Source organism: Rhodococcus sp. 14-2470-1b, from assembly GCF_002259415.1.
In the GTDB taxonomy this organism is placed as follows: domain Bacteria; phylum Actinomycetota; class Actinomycetes; order Mycobacteriales; family Mycobacteriaceae; genus Rhodococcoides.
This window is the reverse complement of the sequence record NZ_NPFY01000011.1, coordinates 74,110-97,984: the sequence shown is the minus strand read 5'-3', so window position 1 is coordinate 97,984 and position 23,875 is coordinate 74,110. Positions and strand designations below refer to the sequence as shown.

Below are 23,875 nucleotides of genomic sequence, written 5' to 3'. Positions count from 1 at the left end.
TCTGTGATTCCGCCTATTTGGTCAGGCAACCCTAACCCAGTCGTCGACAAGGATGAGCTCGAGGGTTCGTGTCGTAGCCATGTGGCACCGTGGTCGGTGTGACACTGTTCGGTATCGACGTCAGCAATCATCAGGGCAACTTCGATTTCGCCGCGGCCAAGGCCGAAGGGTTCGCGTTCGCGACGCACAAGATCACCGAGGGGTCCGGGTATCGCGATCCGTTCTGGCCGCGGGCCGCTGCGGAGATGGCGACGTATTTTCCCGGACGGTGGGGCGGGTACGTGTTCTGTCGAACGAACACCGACCCGGCTTCCGAAGCGGAGACGCTTCGCAATCACGCTGGTGGCGTTGATTTTCCGCTACAGGTGGATTACGAGGACACGACGAACGGCGGGTCGGTGAACGATCTTCTCCGGCGGTTCGACGCCTACCGCGCGGTGGGGTTCCAGCAGTTTCTCCCGGTGTATCTTCCGCGTTGGTTCTGGGAAACCCGGATGGGCAGTGCGCCTCTGGAGCGATTGCCGGTGGGGGTCTGGAACAGCGATTACGTGACCGGGCGTGACTTCGCTTCCCGGTTGTATCCCGGGGACAACTGGGCACCGGCTCGTGGTGGTGGTGGCAGTTTCGGAGGCTGGGCGGACATGGGGGGCAAGCCAGTGCAGATCCTGCAGTTCTCCGAGAGTGCCTCGGTAGCCGGTCAATTCATCGACGCCAACGCTTTTCGGGGCGACGACGCGGCGCTGGCCGAGCTGTTCAGAACACCTGCGTGAACTGGTACCAATCACCGTCGTAATGGGAGTACTCGATGTCCGGTCGTCCGGCATAGTGGGTGTACGTGTTCGGGATTCCCAGCGGGAGGTAGGCCAGGCCCACGCCGTCGACTCGGCCACCGCCCCGCACGTACAGCACGCAGCCGCCGTGCCCTGCCGCATCTGGATCGACCGGCATCGTGTGCCACACGCGGTACAGCCCCACCCGTCGTTCGGCGGTGTCGACGTCGGGGCACTCTTCGGCGGTCGCAGTCAGGGCGCCTTCGGACACGGCGAAGGCAAAGGCCGACGGTATGGACAACGACACGAGGACGGCGGTGACCAGCGCAAACACAGGCGCGATCGCCGTCAGCCGTAGCGTCCGATACTTCGCCCACCCGACCAGGCCCAGCAGCAGCCACACCGCGGCCACGGCGAGCACGGCACCCTGCGCGATGCCGAAGTACAGGTAGTTACGTTCGGGCGGTACGTACGCCCACAGCACGAGCAGGCACACGAGAGCGGCGAGTGCCGCCACCACGATCGTCAGTCCAACCCACCACGGCGCCCCCCTGGGCCTGTCGGTCATCCACGACACTGTGCCACGTCGGCGCCGAGTTCACGCGCGTTTCGGCGGGGGCACCGTGATGGAGGCGATGAGTGCCGCGTTGGCGGGGTCGTCCCAGGCGCTGGGCGTGATGTTTCGCACCTGCCCATCAACCACCCCTCGGTTCAGGTCGATCCGCGTCGTCGTTCCCGCCTCGAAGTCGAGCTTCAGCAACTCGTCGGTGCCGTGTACCTGCCATTCGATTCCGTGCGGGCCGTAGGCGCGATCTGCTCGGGAGAACGTCATGTCGGGCCGATCCTGCTCTGCAACATCGACTGTGCGCCGGCGGTGCTCGTCGAGGACCCGGACCTTCGTGCTCGGCCAGGTTCGGATCACCCCGTGTCGACGGTCGTCGGTCATGTGTGATCCGGACGCGTCGATCAGATAGAGGGACCCGCCGACCACGGCCGACGCGCTGGAGCCCGTCGTGGCGTACCGGTCGATGATCACGGAGTTCTCGTCGACGACAGTGCATCGGTGGACGTCGTGTTCGGACGTGATCCAACACCCGCCGGGCACGGCGTGGAGGCGTCGGGTCCAGCGGTTGTCGGTGGGTTCGATGGTGAGCGGCAACAGAAACCGGGTAATCGCGGAAACGGCGCCTGCTGTCTGTACACGCAACAGGACGGGGTCCGACGCATGCATGACCCAGACGTCGCTGCCGTCGACCGACACGGCTCCGGCGACGAAAGGCGTTGGCGGTGAGAGTACGTCGAGATCGAGGTCGACGAGGATGCCTGTCGTGAGCGTGTGGCCGTCCTCGGTGGGCTCGGGGTCCCACCAAGGATTTTCCGTGGGGACGGCGTCGATCTCGTCGAGGCGTTCGGTTCCGTCGACTCCGTGCCAGCCGCCGTCGATATTCTCGACTTGCTTGTGCACGAGGTGCATTCGTTCGATTCGACCGTGCACCCGCGCGGGTCGGTCGATCGCTCGGTCGTCGAGGACCGCACTGAGCCTCCCGTCGAGCATCACCGACCCGTTCGTGGGGTAATCCGCCCACCACTGCCCGCTCCAGCCGTCGCCGTAGACGAGGTGCAACCACCGGAGTTCTCCGTCCCGCCCTCGGGGACCGGCTCCGAAGGCGGGACGGGCTGTGGCCCTGCGTTTGTCGTCGAGCACCGAGCGGACGGGGCCCGCCGAGTGGTGCTCGAGGGCGACGTCGACCACGTCGCCCACCGATGCACGTGGGAACGACCCGTCTTGAATGACCCAGCCTGCGACGAATATGCGCAGAGCCTTCGGTCGTTCCGCGGGCTCCACTCCTGGCTTGCTCATGTCAGTCCCGACGCACTAGGGGAACCGTGCGGCGAAGCGTCACGGGCGTCGGGTCACCGTGCGAGTAACCGTACACCCGCGGCTGCGTCAGCTACCAGCGACTGCTGTTGCGCCTCCCAGACCGTCGATGAGGGTCGGGAGGAAGAAGGGGATGGACAGCGCCGTCGGACCGATTGCGGAACCGGCCTCCTGGCCGACGAATCCGGCGACGGCGCCCTTCGCGACGGCCGGAATCTGCCGCGACACGTCCGAGGTCAGGAACTCCTGCAACGCCTGGTCGGTGTCGACCTGGGTGAACACGATGTCCGCGTCGATCTTCGAGATGTTCTCCGCCGAGACGGTGGTGGAGAACGGCGATTCACCGTTCGAGAGGGACGTCACCGATTCGGGCGTGGTGAATCCGAGATTCTCGAGCAGCTCGACGCGAGGATCCGTCGGCAAGAGCAGGTAGTAGACGTCTGCTGCCTCGGACACGTAGGCGATGGATCGACCGTCGAATTCGGGGTGCTGATCGCCGGCGTCGGTGACCTGTCGATCGAGGTCGGCGACGAGGTCGCGGGCTGCGTCGGCGCGGCCGAGGACCTCCCCGGTGGTGGTGATGACGTCACGCCACGGCGTCGACCACAGTTCTTCCGGCGGTGCGACGACGGGGATGCCTGCCGCGGTCACTGCGTCGTACTCGGCCTGGGTGAGGCCGGAGTGCGGTGCCATCAGCACGTCCGGGTCGGTGGCGAGGAGTTGTTCGACGGGGAGTTCGTACGCCGAGTTGTCGAGTAGTACCGGGGTCGGCCCGCCGAGGTCCTCGATGGCGTCGGACACCCACGGGTACATCAGGTCGTCGCCTCCGCCGTATTCGGCCGACGGGATGGCGACAGGTACGACGCCGAGGGCGAGGACTGCGTCGGTGGTGCCGAATCCCCAGGTTGCGACGCGTTCCGGTAGTGCTTCTACTGTTGTCTCGCCGTACATGTGGTCGACGGTGACCGGGAAGGAACCCTCGGCTGCTGCTGTGGCAGCCGAGTTGTCGGCGGGGTCGGAGGCGCTGCATCCGGCCAGTGCGAGGGACGCGATTGCAGCAACGGCGACTGCGGTGATGTGTAGCTTCATGAAGATCCTGTACGTCGAACGATGCGGACCTTCAGGTTAGCCTTCGCTTACTTGAGGGTGCGGATCGGCCGGGGAACGTTTAGGCAGACTCATCGTCGGGCACCGTAGTTGTATGAGCGACACAACGAAGGTCACCGTAGAACGCACCATCGAAGCTCCCGTCGACGCGGTGTTCGATGTGCTCTCCAACCCCGAGCGGCATCAGAAGATCGACGCCTCCGGCTTCATTCGCGGCGTGGATCATGCCGATCGCATTCAGAAGGTCGGTGAGGTGTTCACGATGAACATGGCCGGCGATCACATGGGCGGCGAGTACCAGACCGACAACCATGTCACCGGTTACGCCAAGGACAAACTGCTCGCGTGGACCACCGCGCCTGCGGGCACCGAGCCTCCCGGGTGGGAATGGTTGTGGGAGCTGGAATCTCAGGGTCCCAACGAGACGCTGGTGCGCCACACGTACGACTGGTCGAAGGTGACGGACAAGAAGCTTCTCGAGAAGGTGAAGTTCCCGCTGGTCACGGAAGATCAGTTGAACAGCACGCTGTCCTTGTTGGACGCGGAAGCGACAACCTGATCGGCCCCAGCCCGACGTAGTCCTCAGCCCGACGTAGTCCTGACTCCGCCGCGCTCACTGCCCTCGTATCGAGACGGGTGGTGGGCGCGGCGTTGTCGTGCGCGGGTCAGTTGACGCGGTCGGCGAATCCGGCGGGCAGGTCCGACGGCGCGGCGGAGATGATCGTGTCGTCGTCGGCCCCGACGTTCTCGAACAGAGTGATCTTCGCGAATTCCGGCACGACGTAGATGGGGTAGGTAGGCCCTGCGTCGCGGTAGGCACGCATTTCGTCGAGGTGATCGTTCTGGTAGAGAACGGTTTTGGTGCCGTCGAGCTCGATCCACTGTGGGAAGAAGATGGTGCCGTGCAGGCGTCGCTTGCCCGGCAGAACGTTGACGACGACGGAGGTTCCTGTCGGCTCGTTCCACGAGACCTTGTAGACGTCGTCGTCGAGCTGCACCAGGTCGACGGCTTGATCCTTGACCCATCGTCCGCCGACCATGCCGGTGTGGATGCGGTAGTCGATGGTGGTGGCGTTCTTGACGTACATCTCGTATTGCCAATTGTTGGCGTAGGTGTAGATGAAGCGGTGTCCGACGATTCCGCTGAGATCCTGTGGGGGAATGGGATTCTGCACTGTGGTCATACTTTGATTTTGCCACAAAACTAGTATGGTCACAAAACTATCCTGTGGGAGCATGGTCACATGACGTCAGATGCGAGCGAACTCGCTCGTCGGCTCGGCCCGCTGCGACGCGCCCTGTTGCGCGCGACCCGGACCGCTGCCGACCTGCCCGACATCCCCGATGCCCAGATCGAAGTCCTCCGCGCGTTGGTCGAGGATCCGTCGTCGACGCCGGGTGGGCTGGCGACCCGTCTCGATCTGGCGCGATCGACGGTCAGCAACCTGGTGAAGGCGATGGTGACCAACGGGCTCGTCGAGCGGACCGCGGCGACGACGGATCTACGGAGTGCGCAGCTCTGCGCGTCGCCGAAGGCGGTCGAGTTGCTGGCGCGGTACGACAGGTCGAGCTCGCAAGTGCTGTCCGACGCCCTCGCGACGCTCCCCGAGCGCGATCGGCGTGCGGTGGCAGCGGCGTTACCCGCGTTGGCGGCGATCACGCAGGTGCTCCAGCGGCCGTGATCGACGGCCTAGGTGGCCTGAGGCGTCGCGCTGTTAGGCGCAGCGGAGTGATCGCCCGCGATCCTGCCGGTGCGCTTGACCGCCCAGACGATCAACGCGATGGGAACGACCCAGTTGAGCAGGAGGTTGCCCGGGTGGTTGTTGGTCATCTCGGTGGACGACGCCAGTGCACCGGCGATGACGTGGCAGACGGCCATCGCGAACACGACGCCCGCCCACATCGCGCTGATGGACTTGTTCTTCTCGTGGAATCGCGGGGTGCCCCAGTACTGCGGGTCCACCGAGTCGCGGGCGTACTGCTCGGTGAACGGCACCGTCACGACCGAGACGGCCATGACGGCGGCCAGCACGAACGTCGCGCCGCCGCGGCCGAAGTCGGCCAGGGCGTCGTTCAGGCCGCTGTTGCCGAGGAACCCGAGCAACGCGATGATCCCGAAGGTCACGATGCCGGCCGCGTCGATGATCTTGATGCCGCCGTTGCCCCTGGCCACGGACTTGCTGCGGCCGACGAACGCCAGCGCGAGCGAACTCACGCACGCCAGCAGTGCGGCGATCCCGACTGCGCTCGCGCCCATTCTCTCGGTCAGGATGGCGAACAGCGCCCAGGGCGCCAGGCCGAGGATCATCATTTTGCCGTTCATGGTGGGAGCCTTTCGACAGCACTGCGCCGGACTAGCGGAATTCGATGAGATCAGCTTCCAACGATCGGCGTGGCAGATCATCGGTGTAGGCACGCACGATTCGCTGCCACTCACCCGATATGTATGAATCGACGCGTTCCGCCGAGGTCGGCGCTGCCTCGGCGTTACCGTCGTATGCATGAAGTTGCCGTCCACCGGGGCGCGCAGGTCGATCGTCGACGAGATCGACTCCGCGCTGGACCTGGCGATGAACGGCATCGGTCCGCGGACGCTGGTGGTCACCGCCGGGCCGGGCAGTGGCAAGTCGCATACGCTGCGTCGACTCGTGTCCGGCCGGGGCATCGAAACGCGGTGGGCGACGGCCGACGAGTTGTCCTGGCGTCAGCCCTATGCGGTGGCCGCGGCTCTCATCGGCGTCGCCGTGCCGACGACGGCCCCGGCCGGGTTCGACACCGAGCTCTATGCAGCGGTCGACTCGCTGTGCGCGGTTCGGCCGCAGCTGCTGGTCGTCGACGATGCGCACAACGCGGACGCGGGCAGCCTGGAAGTGTTGTCCCACCTCGCCGCGGCGGCGAAGGATCTGCCGTTGGTGGTGCTCGTCGCGCGGCGTCACCTGCCCACCCGTGAGCTGTTGACTCGGATGCTGGCCCGTCCGACCGTCCGCGAGTGGAATCTGCCGGCAATGGACGCCGCGGATCTCGAGGTGCTGGCCCACGAGGTACTCGGTGCGTGGCCGGATGCCGCGTTGTCGACACTTCTGGCGCGGTCGGGTGGTAACCCGATGCACGCGTTGACGATGCTGACGGAGCTGCGTGCGCAGGGCACCGTCGTCGTGAAGGACGGCAGGGCAACCGCGCCGAGCATGCTCGACGCGTCGGCGTCCAGCAGCTTGGAATCCGCCATTGCGGAACAGCTTTCGCTGCTCGACGCATCCTCACGTGATCTCGTTCGCAAGCTCGCGGTGTGGGGCGGGCCTGCCACACTGGCCGAGCTGGCCGACCTCGGAGACACGTCGGCCGCGGTGATGGTCGGGGCGGCGCAGACGGTGATCGACGCGGGCATGGTCGACGCGTCGCCGAGCGGGGAGTTGACGTTCACGCACGACGTCTATGCCGACGTGGCGTACGACGGTCTGGCGCCGCCGCTTCGGGCGATCCTGCACACGGAGGTCGCGCGTCACCACGAGGCCGCGGGCAACCGACAGATGGTGGCGCATCACCTGCTCGCGGCGGGCGGGGACGAGTCGGTTCTCGGTGTGGCGGTGAGCCGGGCTCAGGAGGAATTGCAGTACGTTCCCGCGGTCGCCGTCGACCTGTTGGGGACGGCGACGGCAACCGTGGCAGGGTCGTTCGAGCTGGACCTGGCGACGGCACTGGCGCGCAGCGGCCAGCTCGCCCGATCGGCCGAGGTTGCGACACAGGGTCTGTCGAACGCGACCGATCCCGCCGTCGTGCCGTTGCTGTACCGAACGCTGCTGTTCACCTCGATCGCGCAAGGAAAGTCGCAGCACGCGCTCGGGTTGATCTCGTCGACGCTGCAGATGCCCGTCGACGACGCCACCCGCGCGGGTCTGCTGGACACGCAGCGGTACGTCTCGCTGTTGGAGGGCGTCACCCCGGTGCCCGGCGGGGAGCTGGGGGCCGTCCAGGGACCGGTCAGTGTGTTGGTCACCGAGGCGCTGCGACGGTTTCTCTCCGGCGCTGTCGACAGTGGGTTGAACCTGGCGCTCGAAGCGTCCCAGCAGGAAGGTGCGGTGGGCACAGGCTTTCAGCTCAGCACGTCGGCGGACGTGTGGCCGCCGTTCATCGAGCTGTACGCGCACGGGCCTGTCGCGGCGGAAGCGCTGATGGACCGCGCTCAGCAGCTGCGGACCGACCGCGGCGCGGCGTGGATGACGGCGTACCAGGACTTCACCCGCGGAGGCATCGCGATGAAGAGAGGCCGGCTCGACGACGCGGCCGCGCACATCGACGCCGGGTTGGAACGCGCGGGCTCGGCGGACATGGGGTGGACGTCGATCGCGGAGGGCACCCGCGCTCAGATCGACGTGTACCGAGGCGACGTGGAGGCGGCGCTCGCGCGGCTGGATGCGTTCGAGAGCTCGGGCCAGCCGCATCAGTTCGGACTCCCGATCTGCGGGATGACGCGGGTGTCGTTGCTCGAGTCCGGCCGCAAGTTGTTGCCTGCGGTGGCCGCGGCCCGCAGGTATTGGGGTGGGGCCAGGGCGTTGGGGATCTACGGGTGGCTTCCGTCGTTCGCCGTCGATTGCGCTCGCCTGGCTCGGCGGACCGACGACGGTGAGTTCGCCGCGGAGATCGTCGACACCCTCGCGGAGATTTCCGATCCACTGCCCGTCGCGAGCGTCGGACCGGTCGCACTCGCCCGGGCACTGTGCGCGGGTGATTCGGAGGCCGTCGTCGCGCAGGCCGTTCGGAGCGCGGAGAACGCTCGCCGGGAAGGAAACGTCATCGCCGAGGCCGCAGCCTGGGAAGAAGCAGCGTGCGAGCTCGCGGCGTCGGGCGACAAGACCACTGCACGTGAACATGCACGGACCGCGCTGCTGATCACCCAGAACATGGGCGCCACCGCGTTGTCCTCGCGAATCGCCATGCGCCTGCGCCCGCTGGGCGTGCGGTTGGATCCACGGACCGTCCGAGAGCGACCACGGACGGGATGGGACAGCCTCACCCGGACGGAGACGACCATCGCGGACATGGTGGCGAGCGGTCGAAGCGGCCCGGAGATCGCGCAGAGCCTGTTCATCTCCCAGCGCACCGTGCAGACGCACGTCTCGCACGCACTGACCAAGCTGGGCCTGCGTACCCGAGTGGAACTCGCCGCCCTCGTCGCCGGCCGCCGGGAGTGACTGGCAGGGATATCTACGTGCTCTGACCGATGTTCCTCCACGGTGCCGAAGACCAGGATCGAAGCATCGCACCGACGAACGGGAGTCCCCTCATGACGAACGACACGCTCACCACCGACCCGCACCGGCCGGCGCCCGTCGACGTCGTCCACCACACTCACCTGAACGGTGTGTTCGCCCCGCAGCGCGAGGAGGTGGACGTCGTGGATCTGCCTGTCGTCGGCGAGATCCCGGCCGACCTGAAGGGCAGTTACCTGCGGAACGGACCCAATCCGCGTTTCGACCCGATCGGATCGTTCGTCTTTCCGCTCGACGGCGACGGGATGGTTCACCGGGTCAGCATCGCCGACGGCCGAGCGTCGTACACCAATCGATTCGTTCGGACGCCGATGGTCGAGCTCGAAGAGCAACGCGGAGAGGCGATCTGGTCCGGTGTGATGGACGGGTACACGCCGCCGGCGTCGGTCGTCGGCGATGCTCTCGCCGGCACCACCCGTCAGCTACCGGACATCAACATCGTCGATCACGCGGGCAAGCTCCTGGCGATGGCAGAAGGCGACCGGCCGTACCTGCTGGACCGCGAGAAGCTCGCGACGCTCGCGCAGGAGGACTGCGACGGTGCGATGCGGGTCGGCAGCACGGCGCACCCCAAGATCGATCCGCACACCGGTGAGATGGTGCTGTTCAACTATTCGCTGGAAGCGCCGTATCTGACGTGGTCGATCGTCGGCGCCGACGGCAGGGTGTTGCTGTCGCCGACTCCCGTCGACGGTCTCGACAAGCCCTACATGATTCACGACATGGCGCTGACGCAGAAGTACGTGGTGCTGTTCGTCAATCCGTTGGTGTTCGACCTCGCCGCCGCGATGACCGGTGGAGCGCTGCTGTCGTGGCAGCCGGAGCGGGGCACCCGCATCGCGCTGATTCCTCGGGACGGTAGTGCAATTCGGTGGATCGACACGGAGGCGTTCTGGGTGTGGCACTTCGCCAACGCCTTCGACAATCCCGACGGCACCGTCACCGTCGACTACGTCGAGCATCTCTTTCCCGGCGGACTCACGAAGCCGACGGGCGTCAACAACCCGGCGTTGACGCGGGCACTGCTGAATCCTGCCACCGGTGCGGTGAGCCGTACGCAGATCAGTGACCGGTTCGGTATCGAATTCCCGCGCGTCGACGACAGGTTGCTGACGCTCGATCACGGCCGCATCGCCACCGTCGGAAAATCCGAGGTCGACGACGGATTCCTCGAATCACTGTTCTTCCACGACGTGCACTCCGGGCGCGACGAGGTGTGGTCTCCCGGAGTGGCGATCGGCGAGCCCATCTACATTCCGGGTGAGACACACGATTACTGGGGTGCGATCGGCACCGACCCCGAGGATCTGACATCCCGCTTCTACATCCTGGACGCCGACAATCCAGCGGACGGGCCGCTGGCGACGATCGAGCTGCCCATCCGTGTTCCCGCGGGGTTGCACGGCATTTGGGTCCAATAAGGCGCGCAGTACCGTCATCGGGTGGAGGATCGAACCCATGAAGACGTTCGTACGGAAACTGACGGTGTGTGGGGCAGTGGTGATCGGTGCGGTTCTCGGTCCGGTGGCAGTCGCGTCCGCGGAGGTCACGGTGCCGTTCCAGATCGACCCGGCGCCGTACGGAAACACCAACGGCAGCTTCGATTCGCCCGAGGTCCGCTGCGTGGCGGTACTCGGCGAACAACCGGGGGTCGCCAGGATCACCAGCCCGGCCGACGGCAGGCCTGGGTGCTATCAGGTCGCCGACGTGCGCTGGCTGAACCTCTCCACCGGGGCGTCAGGTACGGCCCGCATGTCCGACGGATTGGGCGGCGCACAACGCGAGGCAGTACTCACGACCGGGCCGGGGCAGGTCGCTGTTGTCGCCGTTCCGGCCTACGCCACGACGGTTCCCGGGTTCGCCACCTTCTACGTTCCCTAGTTCGGTCGAGCTAGCCCGTCGACTCGTCGTCGCGTGGTGGGTGTGGCACGTTCTCGTCGTCGACGTGTGCGCCCACGGCAGTGTTCTCGTCGGCCGGGTGGTCGCGGGGGCCGTCGTTGGTGCCGTGGGATTCCACTGCGGCGTCGGCGTCGCTGGGCATCGTCATGAGATCTCCTGGGGTTCGAAGCTCGGTCTAGCGCCGCGGACGCGGTCGAGGAGAGTGTGCCCGTTTCGGCGGAAACTACACAGGACTCGAGGGAGCTGATCAGGTGCGCGGCCGGATACCTGTGTAGATACCGGGCACTCGAAAGCGAAGGGGCGGTTCGTCGTACTCCTCGAGGGCGTGCGCGGTCCACCCGGCGATACGGGAGAAGGCGAACAGTGCCTCCGGGGTATCGGGCCGGAGACCGAAGGCGCACGTGAACGTGGCGAGCGCAAAATCGGAGTTGGGGAACGTGTCGAACCGATCGCGCATCTCGTCGATCACGATGTCCGCGGCTGCCACCACGGCGGGGTCCGCGCCGCTAGCCGGGTCGCGCAGCAGTCGGAGCAACTCCTGGGCGCGCGGGTCCCGGTCGGTGTAGATCACGTGGCCGAACCCCGGCACCCGCTCGCCGGATCGAAGGTGTTGTGCGAGTGCGGAAATCGGGTCGACGCGTGCAGACATCATGAACCGGTACGCCGGCTCGGCCGCGGATCCGTGCAGCGGTCCGTCGATGCACCCCAAGCCTGCGGCGACGACCGAGTAGAGGTGGGCGCGCGTGCTGGCCGCGACCCGCACGGCGAGCGTCGACGCCGCCAGGCTGTGATCGAGCATCAGCACGAGGGCGGATCGCAGTACGCCCAGCCCGCGAGGGTCTGATGTCTCCGATCGCACTGCAGCCCACATCGACTCCGCGACGGAGGTGGCGGGCGCACGCTCGGTGAGCGAGGCGGCGACGGTCGCCAACAATTGGCCGGCCTCGGAGACAACCGATTTCGGACTGATGTCGACTCGCATCGGGCGGTGGGTCGCGGCGACGTCGACGGCGAGGCGGATGCGGTCGATGAACCGGCACTCCGGCGACAGTGAGGCAGCGGCATCTCGGCATTTCTGTGCCACAACGGAATCGACGCGGAAAGACCACTCCGAGTCCAGTTGTCCCGTCCACACGAAGTGCGCTACCGACTCGAACGAGTAGGCGGTCAGGTCGACGGCGTTGCGGCCGCGGTAGTACAGGTGATCGTCGTCCAGCAGGGTGATCCGAGTTCTGATCCGTTCCACCGTCCCGATGTCGGTGCGGCGTGCGGTGTCGCGACCGGCGAGTGCTTCGACTTCCTCGACGTCGAAGACGCTGCCCCTGACGCCGGGGAGGCGACTACTGGTCAGCAACCCGCGGCTGACGTAGGCGTAGACAGTTTCGGGTTTGACCCCCAACCGGGCGGCGGCCTGGGCGGTGGTGAGGAGATCTCGGCCGTCGGGGGATGGCATGTTCGCCTCTCGGTTCGGCGTGCTGAACATTGACTCTATCAACATTGACAACGATCAATGTTAACGCGGATCGTGGTGGGTGACCAGCAGAGGAGAGATGTCATGAGCGTTCTCGACGCCCCGCGTGGGCTACACAATGTCGTCGTCACGTCCACGTCGATCGGTGACGTCCGAGGCGACGAGGGTTTCTATCACTACCGTCAGTATTCGGCGATCGACATCGCGGAGAGCCGCACTTTCGAGGATGCGTGGTTCCTGATGGTGGAGGGTCGTCTGCCGAACCTGTCCGAGCGAGCAGAGTTCAGCCGTACGGTCGCGCCGCTGCGGGTCCTGTCGGCCCAGGTGCGCGAGGCCGTGGCGTCGGTCGCCGCGACCGGCCCGGAGCAGCCGCTTCTGGCGCTGCGCACGGTTCTGTCCGGCATGCCCGGCGCTGTTCCGCTGTACGAATCCACCGAGGCCGACAAACGAGCGACGGCGTTGCGTCTGTGTGCGGTGACGCCCACCGTTCTGGCTGCGGTCCATCGCCTTCGGTCGGGTCAGGAGCCGATCGAACCGCGGCAGGATCTGACGACGGCGCAGAACTGGCTGTTCATGATCAGTGGCGACGTTCCGAGCGACGCTCATGCCAGGGCGGTCGACCGGTACCTGACGGCGACCATCGATCACGGGTTCAATGCGTCGACGTTCACGGCGCGAGTGGTCGCGTCGACGGGGTCGGACATCGCCTCCGCCGTGTGTGCGGCGATCGGCGCGTTCGCCGGTCCGCTGCACGGAGGTGCGCCGGATCGGGCGTTGGACGGGCTGGATCAGATTGCCGACCTGGCGGACGCGGATTCCTGGGCTCGCACGAAAATCACTGCGGGTGAACGCATCATGGGGTTCGGTCACCCGGTGTATCGCACCGAGGACCCCAGGTCGGTGATGCTCCGCGAAACGGCGCAGCAGCTGGGAGGCGAACTGATCGACAAGGCCGCGCAGGTGGAGAAGGTGATCGCCGCGGCGCTGGCGGATCTGAAACCGGACCGGAAGCTCTACGCGAACGTCGAGTACTACGCGGGCGTGCTGATGGAGCTGTGCGGGATACCCAGGTCCATGTTCACGCCGACCTTCGCGTGCAGCCGGATCGTGGGGTGGTGCGCCAACATCGTCGAGCAGTCCGCGGACAGCAAGATCATCCGGCCCATCGCCCGGTACGACGGTCCCGAGGCACCCCAGGCGCTTCCTGCGCTGTGACGTGTTCGGGTGTCCCGGGGCCGCCGCGCCGGCGTCGGATATATCTTGTGGTGGATGCGTATCGCGGTGGTGGAGGACAACGACGGACTCGGTGAGGCGCTGGTCGAGGCGCTGACCGAAGTCGGCCACGCGCCCGTTCGGATGCGCCGCGGAGCGGATGTACTGCTCGGCTACCACGACATGGACGTCGTGTTGCTCGACCTCGGGCTGCCGGACATGGACGGGCTCGAGGTGCTGCGCAAGCTCCGAACTCTCAGCCCGGTGCCGGTGGTGGTGCTGACGGCGCGGGACGACGAGCGGTCGGTGGTGCGGGCGCTGCGCGGCGGTGCCGACGATTACGTCGTCAAGCCCGCTCGGCTCGGTGAACTGCATGCGCGGCTGGAGGTGGCGGCGAGGCGTCGCAGTGCGGCGGCGGAGTCCTCGGCGGACCGAGTGGTGCTCGGCGATGTCGTGGTCGATCTCGTGGGCCGCGGCGTCGAAGTCGACGGCACGGACATCGGGCTGACGACCAAGGAGTTCGACCTGTTGGCTCACCTCGTGACGAGGCGGGGTGAAGCCGTGAGCCGCGAGCAGTTGATGGACGCCATCTGGGGTGATGCGTACGTGGCGATCTCGCGCACGCTCGATGTTCACATGACGGCGCTGCGGGCCAAGCTCGGGCGCCCCGGGGCGATCGTCACCATCCGCGGCTTCGGTTACCGCTGGGACACCTGACGTGCGACGCCGGGTGCTGGTCGTGTTGATGATCTACTCCATCGTCGTCGTGCTCGCGCTTGCGGTGCCTCTGGCGGTGTTGGTGGGGCGGGAACGTGTGCAGAGGTTCGGCGAGAACCGTGCTGCGGCAGCGACGTTCTTCGCGGAGTTGTCCTCGCGGGAGGACGAGTCCGGGGTTCCGAGACTACGAGAGTCCGTGCAGCGCTACCACTCTCTGTACGGCGAGGGGCTCGCCATCGTCGACCGGGGCGGTGTGGTGCGTGCGTCGGCGGGTATCGACGTCGGCCGGCCCGACGTGCAGGAGGCCGTGTCGGGAGCACTACGTAACCAACGCGGCGACGTCCCTTCGAGTTTGACGCCGTGGGCCCAGTCCGAGGTGTTGGTCGCGGCTCCCGTCGGCGGTGGAACACAGGTGGACGGTGCGGTGGTGATCGATGCGTCGACCGATGCGGCGCGTAGAGACGTGGCGGTGGCGTGGGTGGTCATCGGCGCAGGTGCGCTGCTGATCCTGGTGTCCGTGGCAGTGATCGCTGCTGCGTTGTCGCGCTGGGTGGTTCGGCCGTTGACGGCGTTGTCGTCGCGTGTGCAGTCGTTCGGAGACAAGTTCCACGCCGAGCTGCCGGCGGAGGAGACGCCGAGGCCGGAGTCGACCGAGTACGTCGGGCCGCCGGAAGTGCGTGAGCTGTCCGGTGCGTTCGACGCCATGGCCGACGACGTGGAGGCGGCCACTGCGGCTCAGCGCCGACTGGTCGCGGACACCGCCCATGCTTTGCGTAATCCGTTGGCTGCGCTGCGTATTCGACTGGATGTGCTGGGTATGAGGGTGCCGGAGTCGGCATCCGAGGCACACCTGAAGACGACTCTGGAGGTGGACCGACTGAGCACCGTCGTCGAGGATCTTCTCGTCCTGGCGGCTGCCGAGACGCCGGCGAGCGCGCGGACGACAGGGTGCGACGCCGGGGCGGCGATACTGGGTCGCGTCGAATTCTGGTCGACCACATTGGCCGTCGCGGGGATGTCCTTCTCGCTCGCCGTCGCCGACGATGTGCCGTGCGCAGCGTTGCCGGAGGACGACATGATCAGGATTCTCGATGCGCTGCTGAGCAACGTCACGAAGTATGCAGGCGCGGGTTCGTCCGTCGAGATCGGGTGCCGAGAGAGCGACGGCCACGTGCTCGTGTGGGTGGCGGACTCGGGAGGGGGAGTACCCACGGGTGAGTTGCCGAAGGTGGTCGACCGGTTCTATCGGGCGCCGGGGGTCGGGGGTGAGGGCACGGGGCTCGGCCTGTCGATCGTCCACGCCTTGACCGAGCGAGCAGGAGGGTCCTTGCAGGTCAGTGCGGGTGTGCCGTCGGGTCTGCGCGTCGAGCTGGCAGTACCGGCGGTCCTTTCCTAAGAGAGTGTTAGGAAATCGGAAACGGTTTTGTTCGGGGCTGTGCCTGGGGTCACAGTAGGGGCAGACGGTTGCCGTACACCTCGCGGCGACCAGCACGAGCCCCTGTGTGGAAGGACTGCCCATGGCCAACGAGGCCACCTCGACCGCTGACTCACCGCGGTCCGCACCCGTTTCGTCTCCCGCGGCGACCCGGCGTGCGGTGTTCAACACGCTCCGCGGGTCGTCGGGCAACCTCGTCGAGTGGTACGACGTGTACGTCTACACGGTGTTCGCGACGTACTTCGAGAATCAGTTCTTCGATTCGGCGGACAAGAACTCGACCGTGTACGTGTACGCGATCTTCGCCGTCACGTTCCTCATGCGTCCGGTGGGTTCGTGGTTCTTCGGCCGCTACGCCGACCGGAACGGCCGACGTGCTGCGCTGACGTTCAGCGTTTCGATGATGGCTGCGTGCTCGCTGGTCATCGCGTTGACGCCGGGACGCGAGAGCATCGGTGTGTGGGCAGCGGTCATTCTGATCCTGTGCCGTCTGGTGCAGGGCTTCGCGACGGGCGGCGAGTACGGCGCGTCGGCGACGTACATGTCCGAGGCCGCGACGCGGGAGCGTCGGGGATTCTTCTCGTCGTTCCAGTACGTCACCCTCGTCGGTGGACATGTGCTCGCGCAGGTGACGCTGCTGATCATGCAGGCGTTCCTGGACCGGGGGCAGATCGAGGAGTTCGGTTGGCGCATCGCCTTCTTCATCGGCGGTGTTGCTGCGGTGGTGGTGTTCTGGCTGCGTCGCAGCATGGACGAATCGCTGACGAAGGATCAGCTGGCGGCCGTGCGCAGCGGTGCCGACCGTGCGTCGGGCTCGATGAAGGAGCTGGTGCTGAACCATTGGCGCCCGCTGCTGGTGTGCTTCATGGTCACGATCGGCGGCACCATCGCGTTCTACACGTACAGCGTCAACGCTCCGTCGATGATCAAGACGGCGTACGAGGACCGCGGCATGACCGGCACGTGGATCAATCTCTTCGGCCTGATCTTCCTGATGTTGCTGCAGCCGATCGGCGGAATGATCAGCGACAAGGTCGGTCGCAAGCCGCTGCTCGTGTTCTTCGGTATCGGCGGTGTCCTGTACACCTACGTACTCATCACCTATCTGCCGTCCGCGACGTCGGTGGTGGAGTCGCTCGCACTGGTGTGCGTGGGTTACGTCATCCTGACCGGTTACACCTCGATCAACGCGATCGTGAAGGCGGAGCTGTTTCCGTCGCACGTGCGTGCGCTGGGCGTCGGCCTCGGGTATGCGCTGGCGAACTCGGCGTTCGGTGGCACTGCGCCGCTCATCTACCAGGCCGCGAAGAACGGTGGCCACGTCCCGTGGTTCATCCTCTACGTGACGGTGGTGATCGCGGTGTCGCTGGTGGTCTACATCTTCGTTCTGCGGAACAAGTCCGAGACTGTTCTGGACCGGGAACAGGGTCGCGCTTTCCAGTAAGCGACCTCGTCTTAGGGTGAGAACCATGGCCCAGCCCGCAGCGCTGTTCTCGAGAAGAGCAGTTCTGCGGGCTGTCGGCGTAGTTGCCGCCGGTTCGGTGGCAGGGTCATCTGTGTCGTGCTCGTCGGAGCCGTCGCCTCGGGTGCGTCTCGCGGCCGGTGAGATCGGCGGGTTCTTCTGGGAGTTCGGCGGACTGCTCGCCGACGCGGCCGCGGGTGCCGGAGCAGCCGACCTCGTCCCGCTGACGACCGAGGGCTCCGTCGACAACCTCGATGCGCTGCAGGCCGGGCGAGCCGAGTTGGCGATGACGCTCGCGGACGCGGCCTACGACTACCCCGCTCGGGATCTGACGGCGGTGGGGTGTGTGTACGAGAACTACTTCCAGGTCGCTGTGCGCGCCGATTCGGGGATCGAGTCCATCGACGACCTGCGGGGGCTGTCCGTCAGCATCGGCGCTCCTGGTTCCGGCGCGACACTGGTGTCCCGCCGGGTGCTCGATGCGGCCGGGCTGCCCGGCGCTGTTCGCGAGGTGCAGTTGTCGATGAACGAGGCTGCAGATGCGTTGTACGCCGGCGACGTCGACGCGGTGATGTGGGCGGGTGGGTTGCCGACGCCTGCGTTCGCCGATCCTCCGACACCGGTGCGGCTACTCGATCTGGGCGGAGTGGTCGCGGGTCTGAGGAGCGAGTTCGGGACCGCGTACGAGGCGGTACCGGTGCCGGCAGGTGTGTACGGCGAGCACCCCGAGGTGACGACGGTAGGCATCTCGAATCTGCTGCTGGTCCGCCCGGATGTGCCGGACGAGACGGTCGCAGCGCTGGTGAGCGTGCTGCTGGACAGCTCGTCGGCGTTGGTTCCTCGCCAGGCGATCGGCAGTCAGTTCCTCGACGCCCGGTCGCTCGTCATGACCGGTGCGATCCCGCTCCACCCGGGCGCCGAGGCGGAGTACCGCCGCAGGCACGGGTGAAGGCGCGTTCGTCCGTGAGCCCATGAGCAAGGGCTCCCGGGGAGTCAGTGGGGTCCACCGGTGACCTTGTGCCCGAGGACGGTCGGGGTGCTGAAGTAGGGGTCGAACTGCCACATGAACTCCTCGATCGGGAAGGTCGAGTTCTGATCGAGCGGTCCGATGTCGGTGCGCGGCTCGTCGATGCGTTCGGTGCGAGCGACGGCGATGTAGGTGCATCCGGCGCCGAAAGGGGTGGTCAGGCCTCGACGGAGGCGCCGCAGATGCTGCACTGTTCGAGTTGCCGGCGGCTCCACCGCGCGACAGGGATGAAGAACACCGTGAACTGTGTGTAGGTCCGGATCCGCGACCACTGGGTGGTGTTGTTGCACCGGGGACACGTTCGGGTCTGGCCTGCGCCGAGGTGTTTTTGCTTGCTGCCGTAACCGAAGAGGAAGAACACCCGGCCAGCCTAGCGATTTTTGCTCGGACGCCGCGGTGCTTGCGCAACACCTCTGGGCTTGGCCGACTAGGCAGCGGGGCGGCGTTGTCGGTGGAAGCTGGGTATCGGTTTTCGTTGGGGGTCGATGGCGGCGGGTGGGATGACGCGGGGGTGGCCGTCGGCGCCGAAGTCGATGTCCCAGCCGTGATTGTGAACGAGGCGGTGGCAGTCGCCGCAGATCAGGACCAGATTGGTGAGGTCGGTCGGCCCGCCGTCCTCCCAGAAGACGATGTGGTGCACTTGGCACCACTGCGCGGGGAGGCCGCATCGGACGCAGCATCTGTCGCGGACGGCCACGGCTGCGCGTTGCTCAGGAGTGGCGAGCCGGACTTCGTTCCCCATCGACAGGGGAACGTCGTTGTTGTCCAGGATAATTGGGTTGAGGTTCGCGTCGCAGGCGAGAAGGCGTGCGAGGCTGCGACTCAAGGGCCCTGTCCATTCGAGCTGGAACGGCCAGTCCGGGTCGCCCATCTTCGGCGACCTGTGTGTGGCGCCGGAAGTGTCTGTGCCACTCGTGGTGTCCGGTGATGCCGAACGGGCTCTGTCGGCGAGAAGGTCACTGAGGTTCACGGTGACGTTGACCGTCGCCGGTGGTGTTCCCGGCCCGGTGGAACGCGTGCCGCCACCGACGATGTCGAGGAGCCGCGACAACCCGTCGGCCTGACGCCTGGATGCATTGCGGGGATCACGGGTGCCGTCGGGTTGAGGTTGTGGCCGCGAGAGCGGGGACAGTGCTGACCGGAGCTTCTCGCCGAGAACCTTGTCCACGTCCCCCTTGAAGCCCAGGCGTCCGTTGGCCAGGAGGAACAGCTCGAGCTTGTTGAGCGTAGTGTTCTCCGATACCGGTTGTGGCGGAGGGTTGTTCAACACATCGGTGTCAGGGTCGGGATCATCCCCAGCATCGTCGTCGGGCAGGGGCTGTCCTTGCTCTTCTGCTTCGCGTTCTTTCTGTTTGCGTGCTTCTTGTCGTCTGAGTGCGCTGTCGTATCGGGCGCGGGCGTCGTCGATGACTGCGTGCACCAAGACCTGAGCGCGCTGCTTGACCTGGTGGGCTGTGCCGTCCATGGCGGTCGCGAGTAGGTCTGCGACGGCTGCGGCCAGGCTTTCCTCGGAGAGCGTGGAGTCCGCGCCGCTGATGTTGGTGTAGCCGTCGTGGATTTCCTTGACGTGGTCGACGAAGATGTCGCTGGTGGCGAGGGCCTCGGTCACCGAAGGCCATCGGCTGAGCCAGTTGGCAGTGACGAACTGCCGGGTCGAGTTGGCGAGGGTGACACGGGTGCCCGAGGCGATGTAATGCTGTGGCGTCGAATGCCCTGTCTTCAGGTTCAGGCCACGCCGGGCGAACTCGTCGAGCAGAACGTATTTACGTGCGGCAGTCTGATTCTGGGCGTGGGTGAGCTCGGTGATGGCGGCGATGACGTCTCTGTCCGAGAGTTCCGCTGCGGTGCTCGAGTCCCCCAACTTCTGCATAGGGGGAAAGGTACCGCGACCCACCGACAGGTTTTGGATTCGGCCGTCAACCAGGGTGTTTCGTCCCTCGCCACGCACGTGAGGACAGAAGTCTCATGCCGTTGAGAGCGACCAGCACGGTGGAGCTCTCGTGCCCGGCGACACCGATGGGCAGGGGCAGGGTTCCGATCAGGTCCCAGGCCACGAGCACGACGATGAACGTGCCGGCGATGACGAGGTTGGCGACGACGATGCGGTGGGCTCGACGCGACAGTTCGATCACCTTGGCGAGCGCGGCGACGTCGTCGCGCACCAGGACGGCGTCGGCGGTGTCGAGTGCGAGGTCGGAACCTTTGCGGCCCATGGCAACCCCGGTGTCGGCGGCAGCGAGAGCAGGTGCGTCGTTGATGCCGTCGCCGAGGACGAGGACCCGCTGTTCGCGTGCTTGCAGTCCACGCACGGCGTCGACCTTGCCCTCCGGCAGCAATCCGGCTCGCACGTCGGAGATTCCGGCGCGGCGGGCGATGTCCTGCGCCGATCCGAGGTTGTCGCCGGTGATCAGCACCGACGGGGCGCCCGTCAGACGCTCGAGCTCGGACACGGCGCCGTCCACCCCGGGGCGGATGGTGTCGACCAGAGCGATCACTCCGGCGGGAACGTCGTCGACGGTGACGACGGCGGCGGTCGTTCCGTGCGTTCGGATGTCCGACGGGAACGAAGACGTGTGAGAGGCATCGGGTTTGGACACCCTGATGTGCCGTCCGTCGACCTGTGCGCGCACGCCGACGCCCGGTGTCGATTCGAAATCCGATGCCGGAGGTAGCGTAAGCCCGCGGTTACGGGCGTGGTCGACTATTGCGACTCCTACCGGGTGCTCGCTTCCCACTTCGGCGGCCGCGGCCCATCGCAGGACGTCGGTGTGATCGAATCCGCCCAGTGCGTCGACCCGTTCGACGCGAGGTGTTCCCTCGGTGAGGGTTCCGGTCTTGTCGAAGGCGACGACGTCGGTCAGGCGCAGCTGTTCCATCACGACGGCCGACTTGACGAGGACTCCGTTGCGGCCGGCGGTTGCCATCGCGGCGAGCAGGGGCGGCATGGTCGCGAGGACGACCGCGCACGGCGACGCCACGATCATGAAGGTCATCGCGCGCAGCAACGCCGACTGCAGGTCGCTGCCGAGCAGTAGTGGAATCGTGAACACCGCTGCCGTGGCGGCCACGACACCGGTCGAGTAGTACTGCTCCACCTTCTCGACGAACAGCTGCTTCTTCGCTTTGGTCTCGGATGCGCGCTCGACCATCGTGACGATTCGCGCGATGACGGTGTCCGACGGGTCGACGTCGACTCGGACTCGCAGCACGCCCGTGCCGTTGATGGTCCCGGCGAACACGTCGTCGCCGACCGTCTTGAAGGCCGGGACGGCTTCGCCGGTGATCGAGGACTGGTCGATGTCGGATCCACCGTCGACGACGGTTCCGTCACCGGGGAGGCGCTCGCCGGGACGGACGACGACGATGTCTCCGACGGTCAGATCCGTCGCGTCGATTCGGTGTTCGGTGCCGCCGGCGTCGAGCCGGACCGCGGTGTCGGGCGTCAGGCCCAACAGGCTTCGGACGGAGTCCGCGGTTCGCTCGGTGAGGACCGCCTCCAGCGCGCCGGACGTCGCGAAGATGACGATGAGCAGTGCCCCGTCGAACACCTGCCCTATCGACGCAGCCCCGATGGCGGCGACGATCATCAGCAGGTCGACGTCGAGCGTCTTGTTGCGAAGCGCGCGTAGGCCTTCGAGCGCCGATTCCCAGCCGCCGACGGCGTAGCACGCCAGGTACAGCGCCCAGTAGAGCCACGTCGGCCCGCCGGTGATCTGCACGAGCAGCCCTGCCGCGAACAGTGCGGTGGCGGCGAGTGCCCACCGGACTTCGGCGACTGCGAGCAACCGGGTGCGGGTGGCGGTCCCGGTCCGAGCGCTGTCGATCGACGGAGACGGGGCGGTCCCGATGAAAGTCATGACGTCACGCTACCTCATCACATGAAGACCTATACATGTGAACATAAACTATGATCGTCGAATGGGACATGGAGTCGAGGGACGCACCACTCCTCCGGCGCAGCTCGATGCGGAGTCTGCCGCGACGGTGGCAGCGACGCTTCAGGCGTTGGCGACGCCGAGTCGGCTACGCATTCTCACCCAGCTCCGGCAGGGGCCCAGCGGCGTCAACGACCTCGCCGACGCCGTCGAGATGGAGCAGTCCGCTGTCTCCCATCAACTCCGACTGCTCCGAGCGATGGGGTTGGTGACCGGCGCGCGATCCGGCCGCAGCGTCATCTATCGCTTGTACGACAATCACGTCGCCATGCTGCTCGACGAGGCGGTTTATCACATCGAGCATCTCGGCATGTCCGCGCCCGACATCGACTCCGACGCGGACTCAGCGACCGGATCCTGACCCGAGTCCGACGCTGACGGGTCCTGGCGTGCCGCAGCATCCGCCCACTACCGAGGCGTCGGCTTCGGGATCGTCGAACAACCCTGCTCCGCCGCAGACGCCGGTATCCGGTAAACGTAGTTCGACGGTGCGAGCGCTCTCGGGGTCGCCGGACAGTTCGGCGGCGATGCTGCGGACCTGTTCGTAGCCGGTCATCGCCAGGAACGTCGGTGCCCGGCCGTAGCTCTTCATGCCGACCAGGTACAGCCCGGGCTCGGGTTGGGTGAGCTCGTCCACGCCGTGCGGGTAGACGGTGCCGCAGGAGTGGACGTTGGGATCGATCAACGGCGCCAACGACCGTGGTGCCTGCAGTGTCGGGTCGAGGTCCAGACGAACTTCGGACAGCCAGCTCAGGTCGGGTCGGAACCCCGTCAGCGCGACGACGTGGTCGACGCCGTCGATCCGGGTTCCGTTGTCGCCGACGAGCGCGAGTCTGCCGTCGTCGTGCAGGATCGTCTCTGTCCGGAAACCGGAGACGACCTGCAGGAGGCCGTCGTCGACGGCTTTCTTCGCGCGGAGGCCGAGCGCACCGCGAGCGGCGAGCTCGTCGGATTCGCCTCCGCCGAAGACCGATTCGGTGACCGCGCGCCGCACGGCCCACGTCAGCGTCGTGCCGGGGTTGGCCGCAGCCAGGTCGGCGAACGCGATAATCGCGGTCAGAGCGGAATGGCCACTTCCGGCGATGACGACGTGTGTGCCGGCGAAGAGTCTGCGTACCGACTCGTCCGAGAGGTCGGGGACGCGATACGAAATACGATCGGCGGCAGCATGTTCCCCGACGGCGGGGAGTCCCTCGGACCCGAGCGGATTCGGGCTTACCCATGTTCCCGATGCGTCGATGACTGCGCTGGCGAGGATGCGTTCCTCGGTGCCGTCGGTTCTTCCGATGTGAACGGTGAGAGGTTCGGTGTCACGACCGGCGTCGACGACACGGTCGCGCCCGCGGCGGGCGACGCCGACGACCTCGGAGCCGAACCGCACCGAATGGCCGAGAACTGCGGCCAGCGGTACGAGGTACTTCTCGACCCACTCGCGCCCCGTTGCGTACGCGCTACCGTCCGGTGCGCGCCATCCAGTGGGTTCGAGGAGGCGTGCGGCGGCCGGGTCGACGATTTCCGACCACGGCGAGAACAATCTTACGTGATTCCATTGTGCAACAGCAGAACCGGCCGAGTGTCCACGTTCGAGGACCAGGACGGGAGTGCCGGCTTCGGTGAGGTGAGCTGCGGCGGCAAGACCGATGGGTCCTGCTCCGATGACGACTACTGGGTGAGCGGACATGACGGTGACGTCC

24 protein-coding genes are annotated in these 23,875 nt (G+C 66.5%); 12 read left to right on the top strand and 12 right to left on the bottom strand.

Annotated elements, in window-relative coordinates:
• Positions 1-98: 98 nt before the first annotated feature.
• Positions 99-770, top strand: a complete 672-nt coding sequence (locus CH293_RS07515; RefSeq protein WP_255122756.1) for a glycoside hydrolase family 25 protein — start codon at positions 99-101, stop codon at positions 768-770.
• Here CH293_RS07515 and CH293_RS07510 read toward each other — a convergent pair.
• The 3 genes from CH293_RS07510 to CH293_RS07500 form a co-directional block, all read right to left on the bottom strand.
• Positions 754-1,338, bottom strand: a complete 585-nt coding sequence (locus tag CH293_RS07510; RefSeq protein ID WP_255122755.1) for a hypothetical protein — start codon at positions 1,336-1,338, stop codon at positions 754-756. The genes CH293_RS07515 and CH293_RS07510 overlap by 17 nt on opposite strands.
• 30 nt (positions 1,339-1,368) lie before the next feature.
• Positions 1,369-2,631: a hypothetical protein gene (locus CH293_RS07505; RefSeq protein WP_255122754.1), complete on the bottom strand. Its 1,263-nt coding sequence runs from the start codon at positions 2,629-2,631 to the stop codon at positions 1,369-1,371.
• 87 nt (positions 2,632-2,718) lie between these two features.
• On the bottom strand, positions 2,719-3,738 hold the full coding sequence (locus CH293_RS07500) for an ABC transporter substrate-binding protein (RefSeq protein ID WP_094719839.1): 1,020 nt from the start codon (positions 3,736-3,738) through the stop codon (positions 2,719-2,721).
• A 112-nt stretch (positions 3,739-3,850) separates the two neighbouring features.
• Between CH293_RS07500 and CH293_RS07495 the strand changes: the two genes are divergently transcribed.
• Positions 3,851-4,315, top strand: a complete 465-nt coding sequence (locus CH293_RS07495; RefSeq protein ID WP_020110572.1) for an SRPBCC domain-containing protein — start codon at positions 3,851-3,853, stop codon at positions 4,313-4,315.
• A 106-nt stretch (positions 4,316-4,421) separates the two neighbouring features.
• Here the strand turns inward: CH293_RS07495 and CH293_RS07490 are convergent, their stop codons facing one another.
• On the bottom strand, positions 4,422-4,940 hold the full coding sequence (locus tag CH293_RS07490; RefSeq protein ID WP_037111846.1) for a phenolic acid decarboxylase: 519 nt from the start codon (positions 4,938-4,940) through the stop codon (positions 4,422-4,424).
• Between the two features lie 60 nt (positions 4,941-5,000).
• Here CH293_RS07490 and CH293_RS07485 point away from each other — a divergent pair, with 60 nt between their 5' ends.
• The gene (locus CH293_RS07485) at positions 5,001-5,438 is read left to right on the top strand and encodes a MarR family winged helix-turn-helix transcriptional regulator (protein ID WP_094719838.1); all 438 of its coding nucleotides are present in this window, start codon (positions 5,001-5,003) and stop codon (positions 5,436-5,438) included.
• Positions 5,439-5,446: 8 nt separating this feature from the next.
• Here the strand turns inward: CH293_RS07485 and CH293_RS07480 are convergent, their stop codons facing one another.
• A complete protein-coding gene (locus CH293_RS07480; protein ID WP_094719837.1) occupies positions 5,447-6,079 on the bottom strand; it encodes a hypothetical protein in 633 nt (210 codons plus the stop codon).
• A gap of 178 nt (positions 6,080-6,257) precedes the next feature.
• On the opposite strand from CH293_RS07480, the gene CH293_RS07475 reads away from it, so the two are divergent.
• The 3 genes from CH293_RS07475 to CH293_RS07465 all read left to right on the top strand — a co-directional run bounded on the left by CH293_RS07475 (position 6,258) and on the right by CH293_RS07465 (position 10,904).
• Positions 6,258-8,945 (top strand): LuxR family transcriptional regulator, encoded by a 2,688-nt coding sequence (locus CH293_RS07475; protein WP_094719836.1) that lies wholly within the window; start codon positions 6,258-6,260, stop codon positions 8,943-8,945.
• A 92-nt stretch (positions 8,946-9,037) separates the two neighbouring features.
• Positions 9,038-10,444 (top strand): carotenoid oxygenase family protein, encoded by a 1,407-nt coding sequence (locus CH293_RS07470; protein WP_094720081.1) that lies wholly within the window; start codon positions 9,038-9,040, stop codon positions 10,442-10,444.
• A 37-nt stretch (positions 10,445-10,481) separates the two neighbouring features.
• Entirely contained in the window at positions 10,482-10,904 is a 423-nt protein-coding gene (locus CH293_RS07465) for a hypothetical protein (RefSeq protein WP_094719835.1), read from the top strand.
• Positions 10,905-10,914: 10 nt separating this feature from the next.
• Here CH293_RS07465 and CH293_RS28135 read toward each other — a convergent pair whose 3' ends face one another.
• Both CH293_RS28135 and CH293_RS07460 read right to left on the bottom strand, forming a co-directional pair.
• Positions 10,915-11,070, bottom strand: coding sequence for a hypothetical protein (locus CH293_RS28135; protein ID WP_167336912.1), 156 nt, complete (start codon positions 11,068-11,070; stop codon positions 10,915-10,917).
• Positions 11,071-11,169: 99 nt separating this feature from the next.
• Positions 11,170-12,375, bottom strand: a complete 1,206-nt coding sequence (locus CH293_RS07460; protein WP_255122753.1) for a citrate synthase — start codon at positions 12,373-12,375, stop codon at positions 11,170-11,172.
• A 102-nt stretch (positions 12,376-12,477) separates the two neighbouring features.
• On the opposite strand from CH293_RS07460, the gene CH293_RS07455 reads away from it, so the two are divergent.
• The 5 genes from CH293_RS07455 (at position 12,478) to CH293_RS07435 (ending at position 18,168) form a co-directional block, all read left to right on the top strand.
• On the top strand, positions 12,478-13,608 hold the full coding sequence (locus tag CH293_RS07455; protein WP_094719833.1) for a citrate/2-methylcitrate synthase: 1,131 nt from the start codon (positions 12,478-12,480) through the stop codon (positions 13,606-13,608).
• Positions 13,609-13,662: 54 nt separating this feature from the next.
• Positions 13,663-14,322 carry a response regulator transcription factor gene (locus tag CH293_RS07450; RefSeq protein WP_037111834.1) on the top strand — a complete coding sequence of 220 codons (660 nt, stop codon included), beginning with the start codon at positions 13,663-13,665 and terminating at the stop codon, positions 14,320-14,322.
• A 13-nt stretch (positions 14,323-14,335) separates the two neighbouring features.
• On the top strand, positions 14,336-15,718 hold the full coding sequence (locus CH293_RS07445; RefSeq protein ID WP_037112215.1) for a HAMP domain-containing sensor histidine kinase: 1,383 nt from the start codon (positions 14,336-14,338) through the stop codon (positions 15,716-15,718).
• 121 nt (positions 15,719-15,839) lie between these two features.
• Positions 15,840-17,201: an MFS transporter gene (locus CH293_RS07440; protein WP_094719832.1), complete on the top strand. Its 1,362-nt coding sequence runs from the start codon at positions 15,840-15,842 to the stop codon at positions 17,199-17,201.
• Positions 17,202-17,226: 25 nt separating this feature from the next.
• Positions 17,227-18,168 (top strand): TAXI family TRAP transporter solute-binding subunit, encoded by a 942-nt coding sequence (locus CH293_RS07435; RefSeq protein ID WP_094719831.1) that lies wholly within the window; start codon positions 17,227-17,229, stop codon positions 18,166-18,168.
• Between the two features lie 44 nt (positions 18,169-18,212).
• Here CH293_RS07435 and CH293_RS07430 read toward each other — a convergent pair whose 3' ends face one another.
• From CH293_RS07430 to CH293_RS07415, 4 genes are all read right to left on the bottom strand, one after another.
• On the bottom strand, positions 18,213-18,437 hold the full coding sequence (locus CH293_RS07430) for a hypothetical protein (RefSeq protein ID WP_094719830.1): 225 nt from the start codon (positions 18,435-18,437) through the stop codon (positions 18,213-18,215).
• Positions 18,404-18,607: a zinc-ribbon domain-containing protein gene (locus CH293_RS07425; protein ID WP_037111830.1), complete on the bottom strand. Its 204-nt coding sequence runs from the start codon at positions 18,605-18,607 to the stop codon at positions 18,404-18,406. Before CH293_RS07425 ends, CH293_RS07430 begins: the two co-directional genes overlap by 34 nt.
• Before the next feature lie 66 nt (positions 18,608-18,673).
• On the bottom strand, positions 18,674-20,116 hold the full coding sequence (locus CH293_RS07420) for an HNH endonuclease signature motif containing protein (protein ID WP_094719829.1): 1,443 nt from the start codon (positions 20,114-20,116) through the stop codon (positions 18,674-18,676).
• Positions 20,117-20,162: 46 nt separating this feature from the next.
• Positions 20,163-22,103, bottom strand: a complete 1,941-nt coding sequence (locus tag CH293_RS07415; protein ID WP_255122752.1) for a heavy metal translocating P-type ATPase — start codon at positions 22,101-22,103, stop codon at positions 20,163-20,165.
• 61 nt (positions 22,104-22,164) lie between these two features.
• On the opposite strand from CH293_RS07415, the gene CH293_RS07410 reads away from it, so the two are divergent.
• The gene (locus tag CH293_RS07410) at positions 22,165-22,542 is read left to right on the top strand and encodes a metalloregulator ArsR/SmtB family transcription factor (RefSeq protein WP_037111825.1); all 378 of its coding nucleotides are present in this window, start codon (positions 22,165-22,167) and stop codon (positions 22,540-22,542) included.
• On the opposite strand, the gene CH293_RS07405 is transcribed toward CH293_RS07410, so the two are convergent.
• Positions 22,525-23,862, bottom strand: coding sequence for an FAD-dependent oxidoreductase (locus CH293_RS07405; protein WP_037111824.1), 1,338 nt, complete (start codon positions 23,860-23,862; stop codon positions 22,525-22,527). The two genes, CH293_RS07410 and CH293_RS07405, sit on opposite strands and share 18 nt — an antisense overlap.
• Positions 23,863-23,875: the final 13 nt, after the last annotated feature.

What these genes read in the sequence shown, in the direction of transcription:
- CH293_RS07510 (WP_255122755.1), bottom strand. Translation starts at nt 1,338, where the DNA reads ATGACCGACAGGCCCAGGGGGGCGCCGTGGTGGGTTGGACTGACGATC.
- CH293_RS07470 (WP_094720081.1), top strand. Translation starts at nt 9,038, where the DNA reads ATGACGAACGACACGCTCACCACCGACCCGCACCGGCCGGCGCCCGTC.
- CH293_RS07410 (WP_037111825.1), top strand. Translation starts at nt 22,165, where the DNA reads ATGGGACATGGAGTCGAGGGACGCACCACTCCTCCGGCGCAGCTCGAT.
- CH293_RS07480 (WP_094719837.1), bottom strand. Translation starts at nt 6,079, where the DNA reads ATGAACGGCAAAATGATGATCCTCGGCCTGGCGCCCTGGGCGCTGTTC.
- CH293_RS07505 (WP_255122754.1), bottom strand. Translation starts at nt 2,631, where the DNA reads ATGAGCAAGCCAGGAGTGGAGCCCGCGGAACGACCGAAGGCTCTGCGC.
- CH293_RS07465 (WP_094719835.1), top strand. Translation starts at nt 10,482, where the DNA reads ATGAAGACGTTCGTACGGAAACTGACGGTGTGTGGGGCAGTGGTGATC.
- CH293_RS07490 (WP_037111846.1), bottom strand. Translation starts at nt 4,940, where the DNA reads ATGACCACAGTGCAGAATCCCATTCCCCCACAGGATCTCAGCGGAATC.
- CH293_RS07420 (WP_094719829.1), bottom strand. Translation starts at nt 20,116, where the DNA reads ATGCAGAAGTTGGGGGACTCGAGCACCGCAGCGGAACTCTCGGACAGA.
- CH293_RS07435 (WP_094719831.1), top strand. Translation starts at nt 17,227, where the DNA reads ATGGCCCAGCCCGCAGCGCTGTTCTCGAGAAGAGCAGTTCTGCGGGCT.
- CH293_RS07460 (WP_255122753.1), bottom strand. Translation starts at nt 12,375, where the DNA reads ATGCCATCCCCCGACGGCCGAGATCTCCTCACCACCGCCCAGGCCGCC.
- CH293_RS07405 (WP_037111824.1), bottom strand. Translation starts at nt 23,862, where the DNA reads ATGTCCGCTCACCCAGTAGTCGTCATCGGAGCAGGACCCATCGGTCTT.
- CH293_RS07500 (WP_094719839.1), bottom strand. Translation starts at nt 3,738, where the DNA reads ATGAAGCTACACATCACCGCAGTCGCCGTTGCTGCAATCGCGTCCCTC.
- CH293_RS07415 (WP_255122752.1), bottom strand. Translation starts at nt 22,103, where the DNA reads ATGACTTTCATCGGGACCGCCCCGTCTCCGTCGATCGACAGCGCTCGG.
- CH293_RS07455 (WP_094719833.1), top strand. Translation starts at nt 12,478, where the DNA reads ATGAGCGTTCTCGACGCCCCGCGTGGGCTACACAATGTCGTCGTCACG.
- CH293_RS07495 (WP_020110572.1), top strand. Translation starts at nt 3,851, where the DNA reads ATGAGCGACACAACGAAGGTCACCGTAGAACGCACCATCGAAGCTCCC.
- CH293_RS07475 (WP_094719836.1), top strand. Translation starts at nt 6,258, where the DNA reads ATGAAGTTGCCGTCCACCGGGGCGCGCAGGTCGATCGTCGACGAGATC.
- CH293_RS07450 (WP_037111834.1), top strand. Translation starts at nt 13,663, where the DNA reads ATGCGTATCGCGGTGGTGGAGGACAACGACGGACTCGGTGAGGCGCTG.
- CH293_RS07440 (WP_094719832.1), top strand. Translation starts at nt 15,840, where the DNA reads ATGGCCAACGAGGCCACCTCGACCGCTGACTCACCGCGGTCCGCACCC.
- CH293_RS28135 (WP_167336912.1), bottom strand. Translation starts at nt 11,070, where the DNA reads ATGACGATGCCCAGCGACGCCGACGCCGCAGTGGAATCCCACGGCACC.
- CH293_RS07485 (WP_094719838.1), top strand. Translation starts at nt 5,001, where the DNA reads ATGACGTCAGATGCGAGCGAACTCGCTCGTCGGCTCGGCCCGCTGCGA.